A 22,365-nucleotide genomic window follows, 5' to 3' on the forward strand; every position below is an offset into this window, starting at 1 on the left:
CTTAGAGCGTTTCGGGGATCTCCTGTAGGTCAGGGATCCCTGATTCTTCTTTAAGGATGAACTGGAAAATCAGGTTTCCCATATCTTTCACCGGCTCGTAGAGGTAAGATTCCTCGGTTTGTGCCGATTCAAAAATGGGGATATTCACCTGTAGACGGGAGATAAATATGAGCAGGCCGCCCAAAACCACTATGAATTTGAGGGCGCCAAAAACACTTCCCATGATCTTGTTCACCAGGCCAAGGGCTGCAATATTGGCCAGTTTGGTGAGTAGTTTACCAATAAGCGATACAGCAATAATGATCGCGATAAAGGTAATGGCAAAGGCTGCAAGGTTAATGTATTCTTCATTCCAGTCTACATGCTCAGTTAGAAAGTTACCCGCCACATACGAAAAGTGAATGGCTCCAAAGATCCCTGCGATCAGGGCAACAAGTGAGGCTACTTCTATGAATAAACCATTTAGGAACCCCTTGATGAGCCCATAGAGGATAAGTGCTCCCAGAATAATATCAATGAAATTCATACAGACAGGAATTTGAACAAATATATGTTATTTGAAGTTCTTATTTTTGCGAAAAAAGAAAGCTATGGCACGCGATGCGCAACTCAAGCAACGATGGGAGACCCTTGTTGAAAAACTCTCTATGCGGTTTGCAGATGGAGATGAACTCGATCTTGACTCTGTGATCTACCTGGTAGGAGTACAGGAGTTGGGACAGCTACACCGACGTTTTAAGAAAGATGAAAAGGTAAACCTGATGCATATCGCGATATGTCGATTGCTCGAGCCTTACGGGTACTACGAGTTCGACTTTTTTGATAATGACGGCTGGCCGCATTATAAGCTTCTGCAGCAATTGCCTGTGCTTAAAGCAGGAGAGCAGAGCGTTTTGATGAAAGAGGCCATTGTACAATACTTTCTGGAAAAGGAGTTTATCGATTAAGTCCGGCAAGAAGTGGTTCCCTGTAGGTTTGACTACACTTCAATGTGTTGAGCCGCCTTGCCATGTGTTGAGAAGTCCTTGCGCGTATTGAGTGAAACCGTTATGATCAGTGCCAGGACATCTTATTGAACCTGTAATAATAATGGTATGACATTGCGCCTGAATCTGTAATATCATTGGTATGACATCGTACCTTTACCCGTATTATCAGCGGTATGATATCAGGCCTTGTAATAACCGCATATAAGGGGTTAGTATATGCGAGAATTATTTAAATTTGCCCATCCAAAGTAATTAGGATTATGATAGAGACCATTAAGGAGCATTTGGCTCAGGTAGAAGCGTTTACTGCAGATAGTGTGAAAGAGGTAGAAGCTTTTCGAATTAAGTATCTTGGAAAGAAGGGACTGCTTAACGACTTTTTTGCCGAGTTCAAGAATGTTCCGGGAGATCAGAAAAAGGAATACGGTCAGACCATCAACCAGCTGAAAACAGCGGCTATGGAGAAGGTGAACACCTTGAAGGAGGCGTTAGAAGACCAGCAGCAGGAAACCCGTCTCTACGGTGACCTTACCCGTCCGGGAACCCCACTCGAATTAGGGGCAAGACATCCTATCTCTTTGGTGAAAAACCAGATCGTAGATATCTTTTCGCGTATCGGATTTAATGTTTCTGAAGGGCCGGAGATGGAAGACGACTGGCATAACTTTACGGCGCTGAACCTTCCGGAATACCACCCTGCAAGAGATATGCAGGATACATTCTTTATTCAGACAGATCCTGATATTTTATTGAGAACCCATACCTCTTCGGTACAGGTGCGTTATATGGAAAACAATCAGCCGCCTATAAGAACCATTTCTCCGGGACGTGTGTACCGTAATGAAGCGATCTCTGCTCGATCGCACTGTTTCTTCCACCAGGTGGAAGGGCTGTATATTGATAAAGGGGTTTCGTTTGCCGATCTTAAGCAAACCCTGCAGTATTTCACTACCGAAATGTTCGGAAAATCAAGGATCAGACTGCGTCCGTCTTACTTCCCATTTACCGAGCCAAGTGCCGAGGTTGATGTGTATTGGGGGCTGGAAACAGAAACCGATTATCGAATGACCAAGGGAACCGGATGGCTGGAGATCATGGGTTGTGGGATGGTAGATCCTAATGTACTTGAAAATTGCGGGATCGATTCTAAGGAATATTCCGGATTTGCCTTCGGGATGGGGATCGATCGAATTGCTCTTTTACTTCATCAGATCTCTGACATCAGAATGCTGAGTGAAAATGATAAGCGATTCCTCGAGCAATTTAAGACCGTACTTTAATCAAGAGCCTCTTAAGAAGTATAGAAGATGAAGAAGGATATACAGATCCCTGAGGTAAAAGGAGTTTCATTGCTCGCCCTGCACGAAGCGCAGGAAGGTTCTGATGCTAAGGTTTGGAACATCTATTTGCTCAATAGCGGAGCGCAAAGCATGGAAACCATCATGATCGTGTTGCGCGGGTCTTCTGAAGACAAGAAAACCTCTGTGATGAGGCGTAGCCTTGAAAAACTGGGTTCGGGGTGTTTCGCCCGATTGGAATTCGTGCCCGACGAGTTGGTGAGCTTTCGCAATGAATATCTTATTACCTATTTTCAGGATAATACCATGTTCGAAAAGAATTATACGTTGGAGCCGGGGAGCCTGAATACCGATGCCATGGTCAACATACCTGAACTGGGTGCACAGGGGATACGCTTTGAATAGCATGTTACGTTTCCGCGAATACCCCGGGATATAAATAAACACAGGGGGAGTTGTTGATGAAACTCCCCCTGTTCTTTTTAATACGTTTTACAGGCCTGTAATTACCGGTCTTGTACCAGTTTCATTTGAGTGATAAGACTGTCTGTTATCCGTTCGAGTACCTTCCTGTTTCTCGTTAGGGGCTGCAGATCTAAAATGCGAATGTTCCTGAAGTCTATGGGGTGACTTTCACTTTGCAAGGCAATATATCCTTCTTTGAGTGGCTTGCCTTCATGTCTGAAGGCCTCAGCTGCATCCTCGGCCATAGTTCCACCCAGTTGTGGCTTGCTGTATCTTAAAACCTCTTTTCCGTTCACGTAGTGTACGATAAGCGAATCGGCTAAGACCAGGAATCCCGCTCTGACCCATTGTTCGTCGTGGAAGGTGGGAGACGTTGAATTTACGCAATGTGGAGTGAACAGGCTGTCTGCCATAACCACATTGGTGCCCGGGGTGCAAAGGTTCATGGTGGGGCGTGGATCTGTGCCATTTCCCCCCAGGAACTGGCCTTCAAGACTTACCGGGAAGTTCTGGTCGGGTAGCATGGATGACGCCGATTGCGAATGGAACATGACTCCGCTGTTCTTGAATGCCCATCCCTCCCCGTCGGGAGCCTGATCGCCCAGAAAGCGGTACTCAAGACTGAGGTAGTAGGCTGCATAGGCTTCTTTGTAAAAAAGATGCCCGAAGCGGTTGCCGAAAGTCTCGTAATTGTCGTAAGTCACCCGGATCATGCCGTCTTCAGCCTTAAAGGTATTAAGAGAGTCCATGCCTGCCGGTTGCCCTGTGATCTTCGGTGTCCATCCCTCAAGGGATTGTCCGTCGAAAAGCACCTCCCATTGCAGATCGGGCTGCGCTGTATGGGCAGTTTTTGCACCGGGGGAGCTTTCCTTACAACCTAAGATGGTGAGGGTGAGCAGGAGTGTGAGCATTTTTTTCATAGAGAAAGGGCTATGGTCTTATTCCTCTACGATAAAGGTACCTTGCATCTGTGCAAAATGCCCGGGGAAACTACAAAGGAACTGATAGGTTCCGGGTGCGGGCGCTTCGAAGGTGATCGTATCTGTTTGACCTCCGCCAAGCATTTTAGTGTGGGCGATCACGTCTTCTGTACCTTCAGGAATATAATCAGATTCCTGAGCCGAAGATGCCTGGGAAGCAAAGCCAATCAAGTCTGCTCCTTGCTTGAGTAAAACCCAGTTGTGGCCCATGACCTGCTTGTCGAGTTTCCCGATGTGTTTCAGGGTAAGCGTAACCGTGGTGCCCGCTTTAACACGGATCTCCTTGGTATTGTACTGCATCATGTCGTTTCCGGTGATCACGATACCGTCTTCGGCCTTATCGCTTGCAGGAGCTTCTTTTTCCGGAGCTTGCTCGTATTGGAATCCGTCTTTCTTTTCCTCTTTTTGACCTTGTCCGCAGCTCATAAAAAGGAGGAGACTAAGGCTTAGCATAGTTGATAATATGGTTCTCATAGATCTAGTTTTTTGGTTTTAAGCTAAAATACATTATTCCGTTTTAATTAAAAGGGAATTCCCGGTACACTTCCCAGTGATCGCCGCGATGCTTTAATAGCGCTATTCCGGTGATCCCAAAGTCGCGTGTATAGGTGCGATCGCGAAAAGCATCCCAGCAGGCCGGAAATCGTTCCGGGGTAAGGTCTCTGTTGGCGATGGTTATATGTGGGTGAAACCGTTGGGGGAGCTTTTTATCGCCAAACCCAAAGGTTTCCCGGAGCATAACTTGCAGGTTGATGCGTAAGTTGTTTAGGGTGGTGTTAGGGTTTATGGCTATAAAGATGGTGCGATCGCCAAAATGCCCCAATCCTTCTGCCGTACATGAAAAGTTATGGTGGCTCTTTGCCAGGGAGGCCAAGGCTGTTATAAGTTGCGATTCCTGTGCTTCTTCAAAATGAAAGGGCATCTGAAGGGTGATGTGGGCCGGGGAACGCAGGGCATGTCCCGATCCAAAATCTTGGAGTACCTCTTCCTTAAAGACTTTGATCTCACTTCTGATGTCTTCCGGTGGTAATACTGCGATGTAGTACATGATCTTCATTGCGCTCTGCCTGTTGTTTAAGGGGTTGCCTTTTCCATGACAAACCGAATGGTTCGCGATTCGCTGTAATAGTGGTTGTTGCGATCATAAAATCCAACATGGCCTCCGTATTTAGGCACTTCGAGATGAAGGGCATTGTTTTGTTCGGCACTGGTTACAGGATAGCACCCTTCATCCAGAAAAGAATCGTTGGCCGCATTAAGAATAAAGGTAGGTACCTGTATCCTGTTGAGGTGAGGTAAGCTGCTGGCCTTTTCGTAATAATCCAGACCGTCGCGATAGCCATGGGCTACACTGGTGTATACATCGTCAAAGTCTCTCAGCAAACGTAATCTTTTAAAATCGTCTTCATGGATCAGGTCTGGGAAGTGAGGCTGTTTTTTACGGAGCTTGCCGATGAGATTCTTTTTGAATTTCAGGGCGTAAAGAAAGTTTTCAGCTTTGTGTAGGGCGACCATAGAATGGTACAGGGAACAGGGTACCGAAATAGCGATGCCGGCCTTGATCTCTTTGGGTATATTGTTATGGGTACCCAGGTATTTCAGGGTCACATTGCCACCAAGACTAAATCCGTTGATCACGATATGGCTGTATTTCCTTGTTGCCAGGATGTGTTTGATCACCCGCTCCAGGTCGTCGCTGGCACCGGAATGATACGATCGGTAAAGGCGATTGGTCTGGCCGCTGCACCCGCGGAAGTTCAGGGCGCAGGCATCGTATCCTGCATCCAGAAAGGCCTTCACCGCTCCCAATACATACGGGCGCTGGGCGTTTCCTTCAAGTCCGTGAAGTACGATGGCAAGATGTTTTTTCGCGACCGGATTTGGGGTGTAACTCCAGTCGAGGTCCATAAAATCACCATCTTCCAGTTCGATGCGCTCACGTTCCTGCCCCGGATTTTCTACCCGGCGTACAAGTCCCGAATAAAGGGTCGAGATGTGTCCGTTGCGAAATGGAAAAGGAGGAAGGTAAGCAGACTGTATTACCGGCATAGCTTAATTTTCATTTAAAGATAACGATGATTTGTCAAAAAGGCCCTAATTTTGACTAGATGCTATGCATGCATAATAAAATCAAAAGAATGTATTTTAAGGAATTTGAGATCAGGTGGAACGACCTGGATGCCAACAGGCACTTAGCGAATAAGGCATATGTGGAATTTGCGGCACATACCCGTATGTCGTTTTTAATAGAACGCGGATTTGACCATTCATTATTGGATAAGCTCAATATCGGGCCGGTCGTATTTTACGAACATATCTACTATTTTAAGGAAGTGTTCGCCGGGAAGCCGGTAAAGGTTTCATTAGAGCTCAGCGGACTTAGTGAAGACGGTATGTTCTTTGAATTCCGCCATAATTACTACGATTACAAAGGGCGCAATGTGGCGCATTGCGAGATCATGGGAGCGTGGATCGACCTCAAGACCCGTAAGCTCATAGGGCTTCCAGAGGAGGTTTTGCCTATGCTGGCCGACGTAGCGAAATCTGAAGATTTCAGGGTGTTGACCAAAGAAGATACCCGTCGCCATCAAAAGCGTCCTGTAGACCTTAAATCTTAAGGGGCTGTTCTCCTGGAGACCAGGTAAACCCCGGAAAAGACCATGGCAGCTGCTGCCAGTTTTAAGGGGCTGAGCGTATCGGCCCCTGCCATCAGGGCAAATACAATGGCAATTATGGGCTGTAGATAGATAAAGGCACCTATGGTCGAAGCCCTCAGCACTTTCAGGGCATAGATATTTAAGAGGTAGGTCATAAAGGTGGTCCCAATGACCACAAAGGCCATTTTCCAGATGGCCTCAAAGGGTAGTTCACGCCATTGTACTTCCATGAATTCTCCCAATGTTATCGGTAAGTTGATAAAAATAGCGATCAGGAAGAGCCATTTCATCAGCGTGATGGCGTGGTATTTCGCGGTGAGCGGTTTTGCCAGCACCAGGTATATGGCGTAGCTGGTGGCATTGATCAGAAACAGGCTGTTTCCAAGGGGGATGTTCGGGGCGTCCTGCCGTATCTCCTGGCCGTAGAGTACCAATAAAAGTGCTCCGGCAAATCCGGTTAGAATACCCAAGCTTCTTTTCAAAGTGATCTTTTCGCCTATGAGGATGGCAGAGAGAATGAATACGATAATGGGCGACAAGGTGATGATCACCGAGCTGTTGATCGGGGTCGACAGGGAAAGGCCCTTAAAGAACATAAGCATATTGATGACCATTCCGAAAACGGCACACGCCAGAAGACGAAGGCGGTCTTTGGGCTCGATCCTTTCTTTTGGACCCCAGATGCTGAGGATCCAGAACAATATCGCAGCGCCTACCACTCTTAATAGTATGAGTCCGTAGGGCTTGATATAAACGGGCATTAACCCCTTGGCAATGGTGTGGTTCATCCCGTAAATGGCACTGGCTCCGAAGGCGGCCAGAATGGCGAGAGTTCTGCTGTTCATTCTTTTGGTATCCGGATAACTATTGAAGGGCTGCTTTTGCTTCGGCTACGGTTTTTTTGCTATTCCCTGCAAATACCTTTCCGTTGATCACCAGTACCGGGCGTTTTAAGAACGTATAGTGTTCCAGGATCAAGGCGCGGATATCGTCTTCGCTCAGGGCTACGTCTTTTAGTCCGCGTTGCTTGTACAACTGACTTCTTTTGTTGAGCAGCGCCTCATAGCTTCCGGTATCACCGTACATTTCGTCCAGTTGCTCTTCGGTGACCGGCGTTTTCTTGATATCAATGATCTCTGCATCGGCGGGAAGATTGAGTTCTCCCATGATCCTTTTGCTGGTATCGCAAGTACTGAGGTAGTAAAATTTTTTCATGCCCAAATGTACATCATCCTGAGAAAATAATTCAGGGGATATAGGGAATTGCATGAGGTGGTGTTAAGACCTTGATCCCACCTGGTATCCTAAAAATGCATTGACCTCTGCGTAAGGGATCTCCAGGGTGATCTGTCCGCTGGAATAGGGAGCGATCTCGTACGGATTGTAGATGAGTTTTAGACCGTTGTTCGTAAAGCCGATGTTATCCGGCAGGTGAAATTGATCATTTTCAAACATGAATCCCTGTTCGTTCAAAGGCGTATTCACATCAGAAGCATAGTGCTCTCTGAATTTCTGTTCTGCCAGAGCAGTAAATCCGTCAACATCTTTTATGAGCTCTTCTCTGGTGATAAGCGCTCCTTTTTTCTTGTCAAAAAGCAGGTAGTGGGAACTGCCGTAGCCGTGGGCACCTCCGGTGTAGGAGTAGGTTTCCATACAAAAGGCCAGGAGCTTTTCATCCTGGTAACACATTTCTCCCTGTACGGAGGTTTCCCATGTAGCATGGTAATCATCGGGAAAATCGTTAGCCACCTCTTGGTACCCTTTGCTGAAATTTGAAACGGCTTCTTCTACAGTGGAGGGAAGTGATTCTGAAGTAAGTTCGATGGTGCTGATCACCCATTTTTCAAGGGCGGCATTGATCTTTCGTTCGGTTCTGTTCTTACCCGCGGTAACAGGGTACTGCAGTGATGTCCTGGCACACGAATCACATTCGGGTTCGATATATTCAAAATCAACGGTCTCGATGGTTTTATTGCGGTCGCAGGCGGTAGACAGGCATAGCATTGCAGCGGCAGCCAGTAGGATCTTCTTCATGTTCAGGGGCATTACTAATTATTCCGGGCGATAAATATACGTCCTTCTTTGTATTGGAAAAAAACAAAAATTACATTTGTTTAAAACAACTTTAAAACGATGAGCAGCAGCAAAATAGCTTTTAATACGAAAGTGATCCACGGTGGGCAGGAGCCCGATAAGGCTTACGGATCTGTAATGCCTCCAATTTATCAGACCTCGACCTACGCCCAGTCTACGCCGGGGGGACATAAGGGGTACGAATATTCCAGAAGTGGGAATCCTACACGACATGCCCTGGAAAGATCCCTGGCCAGTATTGAAGGGGGTGAATACGGACTCGCTTTTGGGAGTGGTCTGGCTGCTATTGATGCGGTCATGAAGTTGCTCTCTCCCGGCGATGAGGTGATCTCCACCAACGATCTATATGGGGGTAGCTACCGTCTTTTCAAGCAGATCTTTGAAGGTTTTGGGATCCGCTTTCATTTTGTTGGCATGCAGGATGCCCAGGCCGTCGAGGCGCTCATCAATGAAAACACACGTTTAATATGGGTAGAAACCCCAACCAACCCCATGATGAACGTCATCGATATCCGGGCGATGGTAGCCCTGGCGAAGAAACACCAGGTTTTGCTTGCGGTCGATAATACCTTCGCCACACCGTATTTGCAGCAACCATTAGAGATGGGTGCAGATATCGTGATGCATTCAGCGACCAAATATTTGGGCGGTCACAGTGATGTGATCATGGGAGCCTTGGTGGTTAAGGATAAGGCGCTTGCAGACCGTTTGTATTTTATTCAGAACGCAAGTGGAGCGGTTCCGGGGCCTATGGATAGTTTTCTTGTGCTCAGGGGGCTCAAGACCTTGCATGTGCGCATGCAGCGACACTGTGAGAACGGAGCCGAGATCGCGGCGTATCTACAAAAGCATCCGAAGATCGAGAAGGTCTTTTGGCCCGGGCTTGAAGATCATCCGAACCACGATGTGGCCAGGACACAAATGAACGATTTTGGAGGGATGATCTCATTCATTCCCAAGGGAGCCGATTTTAAAGATGCCGTGACTATAGTGGAGACATTAAAGGTGTTTACCCTGGCAGAATCGCTGGGTGGTGTAGAATCTTTGGCGGGACATCCGGCCAGCATGACGCATGCTTCAATTCCAAGATCTGAACGCGAAAAGAGCGGGGTTGTCGATTCGTTGATACGCTTAAGTGTTGGTATCGAGGATGTTAAGGACCTGATATCAGATCTTGAAGCTGCCTTAAAGAAAATTTAACTACAACGTTTGAGAAATTCTAAAAAAGTAGGGGGTTAAGTTTTTTTATTTACATAATTTTGCCCCCAAATTATAAATCTTTCATTTATTCGATTTTTATGAACACGATCGACCAGAAAATAGAGACGTTTATGGAGGAGGTAAGACTCCGTAACGCTCATCAGCCGGAGTTTCTTCAGGCAGTGCAAGAGGTAGCAGAAACAGTGATCCCTTATATTGCCAAGAATGAGATCTACAACGGTAAGAATATTCTTCTTCGCATGGTGGAGCCTGAAAGAGCAATTACTTTCAGAGTGCCATGGGTAGATGATAAGGGAGAGATCCACGTGAATCGTGGTTACAGGATTGAAATGAATTCTGCGATTGGTCCGTATAAAGGAGGACTGCGTTTTCACCCTACAGTGAATATGAGTATTCTGAAATTCCTCGCCTTTGAGCAGGTATTTAAAAATAGTTTGACCACCCTTCCTATGGGAGGTGGTAAAGGAGGTTCTGATTTCGATCCTAAAGGGAAGTCGGATGATGAGATCATGAGATTCTGTCATAGCTTTATGTCAGAGCTCTTCCGTCATATTGGGCCAAATACCGATGTGCCTGCAGGTGATATCGGGGTAGGTGCTCGTGAGATCGGATTCCTTTTCGGAATGTACAAGAAGATCAAGAACGAGTTTACCGGGGTATTAACCGGAAAAGGGTTGTCATGGGGTGGATCACTCATCCGTCCTGAGGCTACCGGATACGGTACGGTTTACTTTGCTCAGAATATGCTTGAAACCCGTAATGACAGCATCGAAGGAAAAACAGTGGTGATCTCCGGTTCCGGTAACGTAGCCCAGTTCGCGGCAGAGAAAGTGCTTCAACTGGGAGGTAAGGTTGTGACCCTTTCAGATTCTTCAGGATATATCTACGATAAGGATGGTATCGACGAGGAGAAGCTGAAATTCGTTATGGAGCTTAAGAACGAGAAGCGCGGACGTATCTCCGAATACGTGAATACGTATCCGAACGCCGAGTTCTTTGCAGGTGAAACGCCATGGGGTGTTCCTTGTGAGGTAGCCCTGCCTTGTGCTACCCAGAACGAGCTCAACGGAGACGATGCGAAAACTCTCATGGCCAACGGATGTATCTGTGTGAGTGAAGGGGCTAATATGCCGAGTACTCCTGAGGCAGTTCACGCATTCCAGGATAAAAAGATCCTTTTTGCTCCAGGTAAGGCATCGAATGCCGGAGGGGTGGCGACATCAGGATTAGAGATGTCTCAGAACTCGCTTCGTGTGAGCTGGACCCGTGATGAGGTTGATGACCGCCTTAAGGCCATCATGAAGAATATTCACGAGTCTTGTGTGGAATACGGCACCGAAGGCGATTATGTAAATTACGTTCAGGGCGCAAATATCGCCGGCTTTGTAAAAGTTGCCGATGCTATGCTTGCCCAGGGGGTGATCTAAATCGTCATATCCATAAAAAATGCGAACAGCTTCCCTCTTGGGGAAGCTGTTTTTTTTGATACTTTTAGGGTCGAATTTCAGGCAACAAACCTTTCTAATGATCGAGCAATCGCGAGCCATCGTTATCTCGGCCCTCAAATACGGAGATAACGGCCTCATAGTGAAAATGCTAACCGAAACATCGGGTATTCGGTCATACCTCGTACGTGGTGTTCTGGGGTCGAAGAAAGGAAAGTTCCGTATTGGCTACTTTCAGCCGTTAACGCTCCTGGAGGTGGTCGCCACCCATAAGGACAAAGGCGGATTGGAATACCTGAAAGAAGTAAAGCTGCTCCAGCATTACCGCACCCTGCAAACCGATATCCGAAAGAGCGCCATCGTTATGTTTCTCTCCGAATTGCTCAACGGAGTGCTCCGGGAAGAAGAGGAAGATGTTTCCCTGTTCACCTTTTTGATGACGTGTTTTGAATGGCTGGACCACCATGATGATGTGGCCAATTTTCATATTGCCTTTATGATCCAGTTAAGCCGCTACCTGGGGTTCTACCCTGAAATTAGCGGGGCAGGCCTCCCGATGTTCGACCTTCGGGAAGGAGAGTTTACTACAAATACCCTGCATGAGACGATAACAGGAGAGCAACTCGAAAAGTTTAAGGCTTTTTTGGTTGCCGATATCGAAGAAAGTGCCCTGATCAAAATGAATAAGCATCAGCGAAGCGAAATGCTGAGGTCACTTATCACATACTTTCAGTTACATTTACAAGGCTTTCGGGAACCCAGATCCCTTAACGTGTTGAATGAGATCTTTAATTAGTATTTGCTATGAGAACCGTATACATCGTTTTTTGTGCTCTGCTGGTAAATGCTTTCGCCTTTGCCCAGGGGGTCACTGTGGTGAATGCTGAGACGGGCGAGCCCTTGAGTCATGCTTCGGTTACGACCCAGGGTAAAGACCGCTATGAGATCTCTGATGCCGATGGCCGGGTAGACCTCTCCGGTTTTTCAGATAATGATCTGTTGTTCTTTAATCACGTGGCTTTTGAGACGTTCAGGTCGCGGAAGGGCGCCATTTTGGACCGCGGGGGACAGGTGGCTATGATTCCCCTTTCTGAGGAGCTCGATGAGGTAGTGCTTTCTGCCAGTAAATGGAAAGAAAAACGAGATGATGTAGATCAGCGCGTGGTACTTATCAATAAAGAAGAGGTGATGTTCTCTAATGCCCAAACCAGTGCCGACCTCTTGCAATCTTCCGGGAAGGTATTCGTGCAAAAGAGTCAGCTCGGAGGAGGGAGCCCGATGATCAGAGGCTTCGCTACCAATCGCTTGTTGCTGGTGGTTGATGGGGTGCGAATGAACAACGCCATTTTTCGCGGCGGAAATATCCAGAATATCATCTCTATTGATCCCCTTACCGTAGCGCAAACAGAGGTGATCTTTGGGCCGGGGTCTGTGATCTATGGGAGTGATGCTGTTGGTGGGGTCATGAACTTTTTTACGGAAACCCCCGAATTGCGTTTTGAAGGCGCAGGGTTAAACGGAAGGGCTCTCGCCCGATATGCTTCTGCCAACAATGAACGAACGGTGCATTCGCTTCTCAATTATGGGGGGCGCCACTGGGCCGGGGTTAGTGCAGTTACGTATTCAGACTTTAATGACCTGATCATGGGGAGTTATGGTCCGGAAGAATTTTTAAGGCCGGAGTATGTGGCCCGTATTGACGGAGTCGATGTCGTGGTGCCCAATGACGATCCAAAAAAGCAAACGCCCACGGCGTATGAACAGTTAAATTTCCTTCAGAAATTTCGATTTGTGCCTTCTTCCGCCTGGGAATTAAAGGCCAACCTAATCTATAGCACTACTTCCGATTATGCTCGTTACGATCGTCTTACCCGATACCGCAATGGGCTGCCGAGGGCTGCCGAATGGTATTATGGACCGCAACAGTGGTTTCTCGGGAGTCTTTCAGCCGAGATCCACACTCAGAACAAGTGGTTCGATGAGCTCAGGATCACCAATGCCTATCAGCAATTTGGCGAAAGTCGCAATGACCGTGATCTTGGCGACGATCAACGGTTCGTGACCAGTGAGAAGGTGCATGCTTTCTCTTCGAATGCCGATCTTAAAAAGGACCTGGGCGCCAAAAGCACCTTGTATTACGGATTGGAATACCTGTACAATAAGGTGCGCTCAGACGGGAAAGTAGTTATCCTGCCGGCGTTAACAGAAGCACCCATCGCTTCGCGATACCCCGATGGATCAACGTGGGAGTCGTTTGCTGCCTATACCAATATGAATTACCGTCCGGGACGGAGGCTTACGCTCAGGGGTGGATTGCGATATACACTTATAGCTATCGATGCCGATTTCAGGGATAATAACATTTTTTACGACCTGCCGTTCGATACGGCTTCTATTAATACCGATGCCCTTACCGGTAGTTTGGGGTTGCATTGGAGGCCCGGAAGAATGTTGCAGTTCCGATTGCAGGGAGCAACGGCATTCAGGGCGCCCAATATTGACGATATCGGGAAGATCTTTGACTCGGAACCCGGGTCGGTAGTGGTGCCAAATCCGGGATTAAAGCCGGAGTACGCCTACAATGTAGACCTTGGAGTGCAGCTCAATATGCTGGAAAGGCTCAAGGTAGACCTTACCTATTTTCATTCCTGGCTTAAGGATGCCATGGTGAGAAGGGATTTTTCGTATAATGGACTCACCCAGATCGAATACAACGGAGAGCTTTCCAATATCCAGGCCATACAAAACGCATCAAAAGCCCGGGTATATGGATTCGAAGGTGCGGTAAACTGGAGGTTGAGTGATGTGTTCAATGCCGGGGGTACCATGACCTGGGTTAATGGGGAGGAAATTCTGGAAGATGGATCGCGATCACCGTTGAGGCATGCGGCACCTTTGTTCGGAAATGCTTCCCTGACCTACGAAAAGGAGCGGTTGCGATTTGAATTATGGACACAATTTAATGGTGAGATCAGCTATAACGACCTCGCGATATCGGAAAGAGGAAAGCCCTACCTCTATGCGATCGATGACAATGGGAATCCTTTTGCGGCTTCCTGGTATACCCTCAACCTCAGAGGGTCTTATGATGTGTTGGAACAAACCAGATTGCAACTGGCTTTGGAGAATATTACCGACCAGCGTTACCGAACCTATTCCTCGGGGATTGCCGCTGCAGGGATCAACCTGGTGGTTACCCTGAGGCAAACCTTTTAGGTGCGGTGCGAAATGTTGACTGTGATACAGACAGAAGGCTGCGGGTAGCTTTTATTTTAAGGTCTTGTGGGGCCTACAATTAACTGGAATTTAGTAATTTTGCCAACTTTAATACGAGAAGGTATTTTGAAAATGAATTTTACAGAATATAAGGGATTGGATCTTCCGAAGGCCGCAGAAGAAATTCTGAAGTATTGGGAAGAGCACAAAGTGTTTGAAAAAAGTATTAGTGAAAGAGAAGGAAATGAGCCTTTTGTCTTCTTTGAAGGTCCGCCTTCTGCAAATGGTTTACCCGGGATCCACCACGTGATGGCGCGTGCCATCAAAGATATTTTCTGTAGATATAAAACCCAAAAGGGATACCAGGTAAAGAGAAAGGCCGGATGGGATACCCACGGACTTCCTGTTGAGCTTGGCGTAGAAAAGGAACTTGGAATTACCAAGGAAGATATCGGAAAGACGATTACCGTTGAAGAGTACAATGCTGCTTGTAAAAAGGCGGTAATGCGCTACACAGATATCTGGAACGATATGACCCGTAAGATCGGGTATTGGGTAGATATGGATGATCCCTATATCACCTACAAGTCAAAATACATGGAGAGTGTATGGTGGCTGCTTAAGCAGATCTATGATAAGGGTCTTATTTACAAAGGTTACACCATACAGCCATATTCGCCTAAGGCAGGTACCGGATTGAGTTCGCATGAGCTTAACCAGCCGGGAACCTATAAGGACGTTACCGATACTACGGTTATCGCCCAGTTTAAGGCCGTGCAGGAAAGCCTTCCGCAAGTATTACAGGGATTTAAAGACCTGCACTTCCTGGCATGGACGACAACCCCGTGGACCTTACCTTCGAATACTGCGTTAACGGTTGGTAAAAAGATCGATTATGTGGTGGTAAGGTCGTATAACCAATACACCCATGAACCTATAACCGTGGTACTTGCCAAGGCACTGGTGAAAAGTGTTTTTAGCGGGAAGTTCCAGGCCGTGGAATCGGCAGAAGCCCTGGAGGCTTATGAGGAAGGTGCTAAAAAAGTGCCTTATCTGGTGGTTAAGGAATTCAAGGGAGCTGAGATGTTGGGTGCGCGTTATGAGCAGTTGCTCAATTATGCCCTTCCGTATGAGCATCCGGAAAATGCCTTCCGAATTATTGCCGGTGACTTTGTAACCACAGAAGATGGTACAGGGATCGTGCATACGGCTCCGACCTTTGGTGCCGACGATGCCAAGGTGGCCAAGGAGGCTGAGCCCGAAGTGCCACCAATGCTCGTGCTTGATGAGAACGGGAATGCCGTTCCGCTTGTCGACCTGCAGGGACGCTTCAGAGAAGAGCTTCCTGAGGTGGGTGGTAAGTACGTGAAGAACGAATACTATACCGATGGTGATGCTCCGGAGCGCTCTGTAGATGTAGAGATCGCTATTAAGCTCAAAGAAGAGAATAAAGCATTTAAGGTTGAAAAATATGTCCACAGTTATCCGCACTGTTGGAGAACCGATAAGCCGGTATTGTACTATCCGCTCGATTCGTGGTTCATCAAGGTGACCGATGTCAAAGAGCGCATGTTCGACCTGAATCAGACCATTAACTGGAAGCCTAAGGCCACCGGGGAAGGTCGATTTGGAAACTGGCTTCAAAACGCCAACGACTGGAACCTTTCCAGATCTCGTTTCTGGGGGATCCCGATCCCGATCTGGCGCTCAGAAGACGGAAAAGAGGTGAAGGTGATCGGTTCTGTTGAAGAGCTGAAAGCCGAAATGGCCAAGGCTGTTGAAGCCGGGGTAATGGAGCAGGATATCTTTGCCGATTTCACCGTTGGTGATATGTCGGAAGCCAACTACGAAAAGATCGACCTTCACAAGAATGTGGTAGATCGTATCGTGCTCGTATCGGAGACCGGTAGACCTATGAAGCGCGAGGCCGACCTGATCGACGTATGGTTCGACTCCGGGTCGATGCCTTATGCCCAGTGGCACTACCCGTTTGAAAATAAAGAAAAGATCGATAAGGGAGAGACCTTCCCTGCCGATTATATCGCAGAAGGGGTAGACCAAACCAGAGGTTGGTTCTATACCCTGCATGCCATAGGAACCATGGTGTTCGATTCTGTGGCCTATAAGAACGTAGTTTCTAATGGTCTCGTTCTCGATAAGAACGGACAGAAAATGTCTAAGCGTTTAGGTAATGCTGTAGATCCATTTGAAACTATTAAGGAGTACGGCCCTGATGCCACCCGTTGGTATATGATCGCAAATGCCAATCCGTGGGATAACCTTAAGTTTGACCTTGAAGGTGTTGCCGAGGTACGAAGAAAGTTCTTCGGCACCCTCTACAACACCTATTCGTTCTTTAGCCTTTATGCGAATATCGACGGATTTGACTACAGCGAAGCTGATGTAGCCCTGGAAGAACGTCCGGAGATCGACCGATGGATCCTTTCAGAACTTAACAGTCTCGTGGAAAAAGTCGATGCGTCGTATACCGATTACGAGCCTACAAGAGCAGCACGTGCTATTTCAGATTTCGTACAGGAGAACCTGAGTAACTGGTATGTGCGCTTATGCAGAAGGCGATTCTGGAAAGGGGAGTATGGTACCGATAAGATCTCGGCTTACCAGACGCTGTATACCTGTTTGCTAACGGTTTCTAAACTGGCCGCACCTATAGCGCCATTCTTTATGGACAGGCTGTACCAGGACCTGGTAAAGGCGACCAAAAAAGAGTCGCATGAGAGTGTGCACCTGGCCTACTTCCCGGAATACAATCCGGCATTTGTAGATAAAGATCTCGAAAGCCGTATGGAAAAAGCGCAGGTGATCTCATCGCTGGTATTGTCGCTTAGAAAGAAAGAGATGATCAAGGTGCGTCAGCCCCTTATGAAAGTGATGATCCCTGTACTTGATGCGAAGCAAAAAGACGAGATCAAAGCCGTTGAAGACCTTATCAGGTCTGAGGTGAACGTAAAAGAAATAGAACTCCTTGACGATGCTTCCGGTATCCTGGTGAAACAGATCAAGCCTAATTTTAAAGTGCTTGGACCTCGATTTGGTAAGGATATGAAGCAAATTGTAGGAAAGATCAATACGTTCACTCAGGAAGATATCCAGAAAATTGAACGTGAAAATTCGATTTCACTTGATATTAATGGAAAAAGTATTACTTTAGGAATCGATGAGGTGGAGATCTCATCACAGGATATAGAAGGCTGGTTAGTAGCCACCTCAGGTCCGATCACAGTAGCCCTGGATGTTACCATAACCGATGAATTGAGAAAAGAAGGTGTGGCCAGGGAGCTCGTTAACCGAATTCAGAATTTGAGAAAGGATTCAGGTTTCGAAGTTACCGATAAGATCAATGTTTTGTTGCAGAAGGATGGAGTGATCGAAAGCGCCGTAGAAAGCAATCTCGATTATATCAAAAACGAAACCCTTACAGCAAATCTTTCTTTAGAGGATAACCTCGATAACGGTACGGAGATCGCATTTGATGAGGTCAACACCAAATTATTGATTCAAAAATACTAGTACTATGGATGCCGATATAAAAGTTAGATATTCGGATAAGGACCTGGAAGAATTCAGAGTGCTTATTGAAAATAAGATCGAGAAGGCTAAGCAAGATCTGGAGCTGCTCAGAAGTTCTTATAAGAATGATGGTAATAATGGTACCGACGATACTTCACCAACCTTTAAGGCTTTTGAAGAGGGGTCGGAAACTATGAGCCGTGAGGCGAACACCCAACTTGCATTAAGACAAGAGAAGTTTATTCGTGACCTTAAGAACGCCCTTGTGCGTATCGAGAACAAAACCTATGGTATTTGCCGTGTTACAGGTAACCTTATCAACAAGGAGCGCCTGAAGCTGGTTCCACACGCTACTCTGAGTATCGCTGCAAAGAACATGCAAAAGAGATAATACACGTTACTATGCCGTATAAAGGATTACGCCCTTTCAAAGGGCGTTTTTTTATGGCCATAGCCACGGTCGCTATCCTGCTCCTCGGAGGGGCGGAACTGAAGGCTCAAAAGCGATCGGTGAGAACCTTTGACGCCACCACCCTCACCAAGCTCGAGATCGACGCCGAAAAGATCTTTGAGGTTATTCTTGAAGAAAGCGCCGGAGATCTGTTGCAGGCAGAAGTGGCTATAGAAGGTGAATACCAACAGGAAATGACCCTGGGTGTCAAAACAGAAGGGAGTACCCTTTTTCTCAGAGGACTTTTTCTGCCAACTTTCGAAGACCCGAACGATAAGCTAAGTGCTCATAAGGTGTTGTCGGTGCGCCTTAAATTAAAGGTTCCCCGTCACCTTATGGTTTCCCTTGCCGGGCTCTCGACCCGGGTGGTGGCTACAGGATACTTTGAAGATCTGCAGCTGCGTACAGCCAAAGGTCCGGTCGTGCTTAACAGGCCGGAGGGCATGATACATGTAAGAACTACGGGAGGTATGATCAAAGCGTCTCAATGCGCAGGTTTCGTTTCGGCCACTTCATCCTATGGGCATGTTTACAGAGGGGCACTTCCAGAGGGTAGATCGACCCTGATCCTTCGATCGGTAAGTGGTGATATTTACATGAACAAACACGAATAATATTCTTATTTTTGAGGGCCTTTGAATCGTCAAACGCCCTGAATAATCTGAAATCGAACTGAAATAAAATGTCGTTAAAAAAAGCCGGATTAGTGATCTTCCTGGTCATTCTTATAGACCAGTTGTCAAAAATATACATCAAAACCCACTATGTATTAGGAGAGTATACCGAAGTTTTTAGTTGGTTCAAGATCTTATTTATCGAAAACGAAGGTGCTGCCTGGGGAACCAAACTCAGCGATATCGTACCTGCGATCTCTGATAGTACCGGAAAACTCGTATTGACCATCTTCAGGATCTTCGCAATTGGCGGTATCGGATACTGGCTTTGGGATACGGTGAAGAAAAAAGGGACGCCTACCCTGATCCTCGCCATTGCCCTGATCTTTGCAGGTGCCCTTGGTAATATTATCGATTCTGTTTTTTACGGTGTTATTTTCAACGACAGTTACGGACAAGTAGCTACCTTATTCGCAGATGAACCTTACGGCAGTTTGTTGAAAGGGAAGGTGGTCGATATGCTTCATTTTCCTCTTTTCGATACCGTTTGGCCTGATTGGGTGCCGGTACTGGGTGGAAGTAATTTTCGATTCTTTGAGCCCGTCTTTAATATTGCAGATGCTGCAATTAGTATCGGGGTGGGTATTTTGATCGTATTCAATAAAAAGGCCTTTCCAAAACAACACGAGGCACTGGAGCCTTAATCTCTGAAATCATAGATCTCTTCGGGGGTAATACACATGTCGAGCGCAATATCCTGCCCGGCTACATCGTCTATGGCGCTACAGGGAGGGAAGAATGAAAGTCCGGCCTTGATCGTGTGCTCCGGACAATTCGCCAGAAACCTGTCGTAGAATCCCTTTCCATATCCAACCCTGTTCCCTTGGCGGTCGTAAGCCAGTAAGGGGATAAAGACCACATCGAGTGTATCGGCCTGTACTTCAGGCCCGGATTGCGGTTCGGGAATGCCATAGGAGTTCACCCTGATCGCGGTGTCTTCGGTGAGTAAGAAATGGCGCATGCTTCCGTCGCTGAAATCAGACCTGGAGATCACCACATCCTTATCCTTGCCTTGAAGGGCACTTAGAAGGAAAGAGGTGTCAACCTCCTTGTGCCGGGCTATAGGCAGAAACAAATGATAGGTGTTAAATTGCCAAATGGGAGCTTTTAGGGCCTTGTTGGCTAGTGCCAGGCTTAGGTCTTCGATGGTGTCCTGGTCCATTTTGCCTCGCTTCTCCTTATAGAGTGTTCTGAGATCGGTTTTGTTCATGATCGCAATAAGCTGTTCAGCGTGATTCATAGAAGACGGTAGTATTACGCACGCCTTCTTGTGAAATGTTTATCGAATGTAAGCGTTTTGATCCTATATGTCACTGAGTTTTGGAAGATGTGCCTGCCTTGTCAGATGAATGGGATTTGAGTTTGGCATGTAATGTACTGTAGTCAAATGACTTAGTGTGTAAAAATGACTATTTCTTCCCGAAGGCAAGAACGGGTTGCTCCCGGCGATGTTTTTGGTAATTTCATAAATTATAAAGCCTATTCCCGCTAAGGTATTAACTTTATACACCTGCTGAACAAGATGGCCGGTCATAGTTAAGGATAGAAAATTACATGTCAGAGACGAATTTAGATCTTCAGGTTAAAACACTCCCCGATAGTCCGGGGGTGTATCAGTTTTACGACAAGGACGACAAATTGCTCTATGTTGGGAAGGCTAAGAACCTGAAGCGAAGGGTGTCTTCGTATTTTCAGAAAACTCACGATCACGGGAAAACGAGGGTGCTGGTGAAAAAGATCCGTTCGCTCAGGCATGTGGTCGTTCCTACAGAGACCGATGCCTTATTGCTGGAGAACAACCTGATCAAAAAGTACCAGCCGCGGTATAATGTCATGCTGAAAGACGACAAGACCTATCCCTGGATATGCATCAAAAACGAGCGTTTCCCAAGGATATTTCAAACGCGGAGGGTGATCAGGGACGGGTCGGAATATTTTGGTCCCTATACCAGTGTGAAGACCATTCGCACCTTGCTCGACCTGATCAAAGGCCTCTATAGTATACGAACCTGTAATTACGACCTCTCTGCAGAAAAGGTGAGCTCCGGGAAATACAGGGTGTGTTTGGAGTATCACCTGGGCAATTGTCTTGGTCCTTGTGAGAATTTGCAATCGGAAGCTGCCTATAACAGGCAGATCGAAGAGATCAGGAAGATCATTAAGGGCGATTTTAAAGATTCCCTGGGGCATTTTCGAAAGCTCATGAATTCCTATGCCAGTGAAATGCGATTTGAAGATGCTCAGAAGATCAAGGAAAAGATCGAGGTGTTGGAAAATTACCAGGTGAAGTCAACCGTTGTGAATCCGAAGATAAGTAATGTCGATGTATTCAGTATCATTTCTGATGAGGGGTTTGCCTATGTTAATTTTTTGCAACTCTCCTATGGGGCGATCATCAGGGCACATACGGTGGAGATCAAAAAGAAGCTCGATGAATCTGACAGGGAATTGCTGGAGTTGGCGATCACCGATATGAGGCGGAAGTTTCATTCCAATTCGCCCGAGATCTACACCCCGTTTCCGGTAGAGGTAGGAGAAGGTATCAAGGTGACCGTACCTAAACTGGGTGATAAGAAACGCATCGTGGAATTGTCTGAACGCAATGCCAAGCTTTACAGACAGGAAAAGTTCAAGCAGATCAGAATTACCGATCCGGACAGGCATACCAAGCGTATCATGGAGCAAATGAAGAAAGATCTGCGCCTTCCCTTTGAGCCCAGGCATATTGAATGCTTCGATAATTCGAATATCCAGGGTACAAACCCCGTGGCTGCCTGTGTAGTCTTCAGAGATGGGAAACCGGCCAAAAAGGAATACCGTCATTTTAATATCAAGACCGTGGAAGGCCCCGATGACTATGCCTCTATGGAAGAAGTGGTGCACAGAAGGTATAGCAGGATGCTGGAAGAAGACCTCGATCTCCCTCAGCTTATTGTTATCGATGGAGGAAAGGGGCAACTTAATTCTGCCTTAAAAAGCCTCGAAAGACTTGGATTGCGCGGACGAATAGCTATTATTGGCATCGCTAAAAGGCTCGAAGAGATCTACTACCCCGACGATCCTGTGCCTATGTACCTTGATAAACGGTCGGAAACCCTGAAGATCGTACAGCACCTCAGAAATGAGGCACACCGATTTGGCATCACTTTTCATCGAAAGAAGAGGGCTAAGGCAGCAATAGATTCCGAACTTGAACGTATAGATGGCGTGGGGTCTAAGACAGTAGCCCAATTGTTAACCAAATTCAAGTCGGTAAAAAGAGTCAGAGAAGCTTCCCTTGAATCATTGACAGCCGTGGTAGGTCCTTCAAAAGCATCGAAAATATACAAAGCTTTTCACTAAAA

At 46.8% G+C, this 22,365-nt stretch carries 22 protein-coding genes; 13 read left to right on the plus strand and 9 right to left on the minus strand.

What is annotated here, in order from left to right; all coding sequences use genetic code 11:
- Position 1: 1 nt before the first annotated feature.
- Positions 2-526 (minus strand): CvpA family protein, encoded by a 525-nt coding sequence (locus tag IS446_RS03795; protein ID WP_203058662.1) that lies wholly within the window; start codon positions 524-526, stop codon positions 2-4.
- Between the two features lie 64 nt (positions 527-590).
- Here IS446_RS03795 and IS446_RS03800 point away from each other — a divergent pair, with 64 nt between their 5' ends.
- The 3 genes from IS446_RS03800 to IS446_RS03810 all read left to right on the plus strand — a co-directional run bounded on the left by IS446_RS03800 (position 591) and on the right by IS446_RS03810 (position 2,692).
- Positions 591-947 (plus strand): hypothetical protein, encoded by a 357-nt coding sequence (locus tag IS446_RS03800; RefSeq protein WP_203058663.1) that lies wholly within the window; start codon positions 591-593, stop codon positions 945-947.
- Between the two features lie 302 nt (positions 948-1,249).
- Complete coding sequence (gene pheS / locus IS446_RS03805; protein WP_203058664.1) at positions 1,250-2,269, plus strand: phenylalanine--tRNA ligase subunit alpha; 1,020 nt, start codon at positions 1,250-1,252, stop codon at positions 2,267-2,269.
- A gap of 27 nt (positions 2,270-2,296) precedes the next feature.
- Positions 2,297-2,692, plus strand: a complete 396-nt coding sequence (locus tag IS446_RS03810; RefSeq protein ID WP_203058665.1) for a hypothetical protein — start codon at positions 2,297-2,299, stop codon at positions 2,690-2,692.
- Between the two features lie 101 nt (positions 2,693-2,793).
- On the opposite strand, the gene IS446_RS03815 is transcribed toward IS446_RS03810, so the two are convergent.
- The 4 genes from IS446_RS03815 to IS446_RS03830 are packed head-to-tail and all read right to left on the minus strand — an operon-like array spanning position 2,794 to position 5,781.
- The gene (locus IS446_RS03815) at positions 2,794-3,672 is read right to left on the minus strand and encodes a 3-keto-disaccharide hydrolase (RefSeq protein ID WP_203058666.1); all 879 of its coding nucleotides are present in this window, start codon (positions 3,670-3,672) and stop codon (positions 2,794-2,796) included.
- Between the two features lie 18 nt (positions 3,673-3,690).
- Entirely contained in the window at positions 3,691-4,206 is a 516-nt protein-coding gene (gene azu / locus IS446_RS03820; protein WP_203058667.1) for an azurin, read from the minus strand.
- Between the two features lie 43 nt (positions 4,207-4,249).
- Entirely contained in the window at positions 4,250-4,789 is a 540-nt protein-coding gene (locus IS446_RS03825) for a 2'-5' RNA ligase family protein (protein WP_203058668.1), read from the minus strand.
- Positions 4,790-4,806: 17 nt separating this feature from the next.
- Positions 4,807-5,781 (minus strand): YheT family hydrolase, encoded by a 975-nt coding sequence (locus tag IS446_RS03830; RefSeq protein ID WP_203058669.1) that lies wholly within the window; start codon positions 5,779-5,781, stop codon positions 4,807-4,809.
- Between the two features lie 89 nt (positions 5,782-5,870).
- Between IS446_RS03830 and IS446_RS03835 the strand changes: the two genes are divergently transcribed.
- Positions 5,871-6,350, plus strand: coding sequence for an acyl-CoA thioesterase (locus IS446_RS03835; protein WP_203058670.1), 480 nt, complete (start codon positions 5,871-5,873; stop codon positions 6,348-6,350).
- Here the strand turns inward: IS446_RS03835 and IS446_RS03840 are convergent.
- The 3 genes from IS446_RS03840 to IS446_RS03850 all read right to left on the minus strand — a co-directional run bounded on the left by IS446_RS03840 (position 6,347) and on the right by IS446_RS03850 (position 8,423).
- Positions 6,347-7,234: a DMT family transporter gene (locus IS446_RS03840; RefSeq protein ID WP_203058671.1), complete on the minus strand. Its 888-nt coding sequence runs from the start codon at positions 7,232-7,234 to the stop codon at positions 6,347-6,349. The two genes, IS446_RS03835 and IS446_RS03840, sit on opposite strands and share 4 nt — an antisense overlap.
- 19 nt (positions 7,235-7,253) lie before the next feature.
- Positions 7,254-7,604, minus strand: a complete 351-nt coding sequence (locus IS446_RS03845) for an arsenate reductase family protein (RefSeq protein WP_203058672.1) — start codon at positions 7,602-7,604, stop codon at positions 7,254-7,256.
- Between the two features lie 63 nt (positions 7,605-7,667).
- Positions 7,668-8,423: a DUF3298 and DUF4163 domain-containing protein gene (locus IS446_RS03850; protein WP_203058673.1), complete on the minus strand. Its 756-nt coding sequence runs from the start codon at positions 8,421-8,423 to the stop codon at positions 7,668-7,670.
- A gap of 99 nt (positions 8,424-8,522) precedes the next feature.
- Between IS446_RS03850 and IS446_RS03855 the strand changes: the two genes are divergently transcribed.
- The 8 genes from IS446_RS03855 to IS446_RS03890 all read left to right on the plus strand — a co-directional run bounded on the left by IS446_RS03855 (position 8,523) and on the right by IS446_RS03890 (position 19,665).
- Positions 8,523-9,683: a cystathionine gamma-synthase gene (locus IS446_RS03855; protein ID WP_235996390.1), complete on the plus strand. Its 1,161-nt coding sequence runs from the start codon at positions 8,523-8,525 to the stop codon at positions 9,681-9,683.
- A gap of 98 nt (positions 9,684-9,781) precedes the next feature.
- A complete protein-coding gene (gdhA, locus tag IS446_RS03860) occupies positions 9,782-11,131 on the plus strand; it encodes an NADP-specific glutamate dehydrogenase (protein ID WP_235996391.1) in 1,350 nt (449 codons plus the stop codon).
- A gap of 97 nt (positions 11,132-11,228) precedes the next feature.
- On the plus strand, positions 11,229-11,945 hold the full coding sequence (gene recO, locus IS446_RS03865; RefSeq protein ID WP_203058674.1) for a DNA repair protein RecO: 717 nt from the start codon (positions 11,229-11,231) through the stop codon (positions 11,943-11,945).
- Between the two features lie 8 nt (positions 11,946-11,953).
- The gene (locus IS446_RS03870) at positions 11,954-14,365 is read left to right on the plus strand and encodes a TonB-dependent receptor plug domain-containing protein (protein WP_203058675.1); all 2,412 of its coding nucleotides are present in this window, start codon (positions 11,954-11,956) and stop codon (positions 14,363-14,365) included.
- A 132-nt stretch (positions 14,366-14,497) separates the two neighbouring features.
- Positions 14,498-17,896, plus strand: coding sequence for an isoleucine--tRNA ligase (gene ileS, locus IS446_RS03875; protein ID WP_203058676.1), 3,399 nt, complete (start codon positions 14,498-14,500; stop codon positions 17,894-17,896).
- 4 nt (positions 17,897-17,900) lie between these two features.
- Positions 17,901-18,287, plus strand: coding sequence for a TraR/DksA family transcriptional regulator (locus IS446_RS03880; RefSeq protein WP_203058677.1), 387 nt, complete (start codon positions 17,901-17,903; stop codon positions 18,285-18,287).
- 11 nt (positions 18,288-18,298) lie between these two features.
- Positions 18,299-18,961, plus strand: a complete 663-nt coding sequence (locus tag IS446_RS03885; protein ID WP_203058678.1) for a hypothetical protein — start codon at positions 18,299-18,301, stop codon at positions 18,959-18,961.
- A 68-nt stretch (positions 18,962-19,029) separates the two neighbouring features.
- A complete protein-coding gene (locus tag IS446_RS03890) occupies positions 19,030-19,665 on the plus strand; it encodes a lipoprotein signal peptidase (RefSeq protein ID WP_203058679.1) in 636 nt (211 codons plus the stop codon).
- On the opposite strand, the gene IS446_RS03895 is transcribed toward IS446_RS03890, so the two are convergent.
- Positions 19,662-20,231, minus strand: a complete 570-nt coding sequence (locus tag IS446_RS03895; protein ID WP_203058841.1) for a 5-formyltetrahydrofolate cyclo-ligase — start codon at positions 20,229-20,231, stop codon at positions 19,662-19,664. The genes IS446_RS03890 and IS446_RS03895 overlap by 4 nt on opposite strands.
- 344 nt (positions 20,232-20,575) lie before the next feature.
- Between IS446_RS03895 and uvrC the strand changes: the two genes are divergently transcribed.
- Positions 20,576-22,363 (plus strand): excinuclease ABC subunit UvrC, encoded by a 1,788-nt coding sequence (gene uvrC / locus IS446_RS03900; protein WP_203058680.1) that lies wholly within the window; start codon positions 20,576-20,578, stop codon positions 22,361-22,363.
- Positions 22,364-22,365 lie beyond the last annotated feature (2 nt).

The organism is Robertkochia sediminum (genome assembly GCF_016786255.1).
GTDB lineage: Bacteria > Bacteroidota > Bacteroidia > Flavobacteriales > Flavobacteriaceae > Robertkochia > Robertkochia sediminum.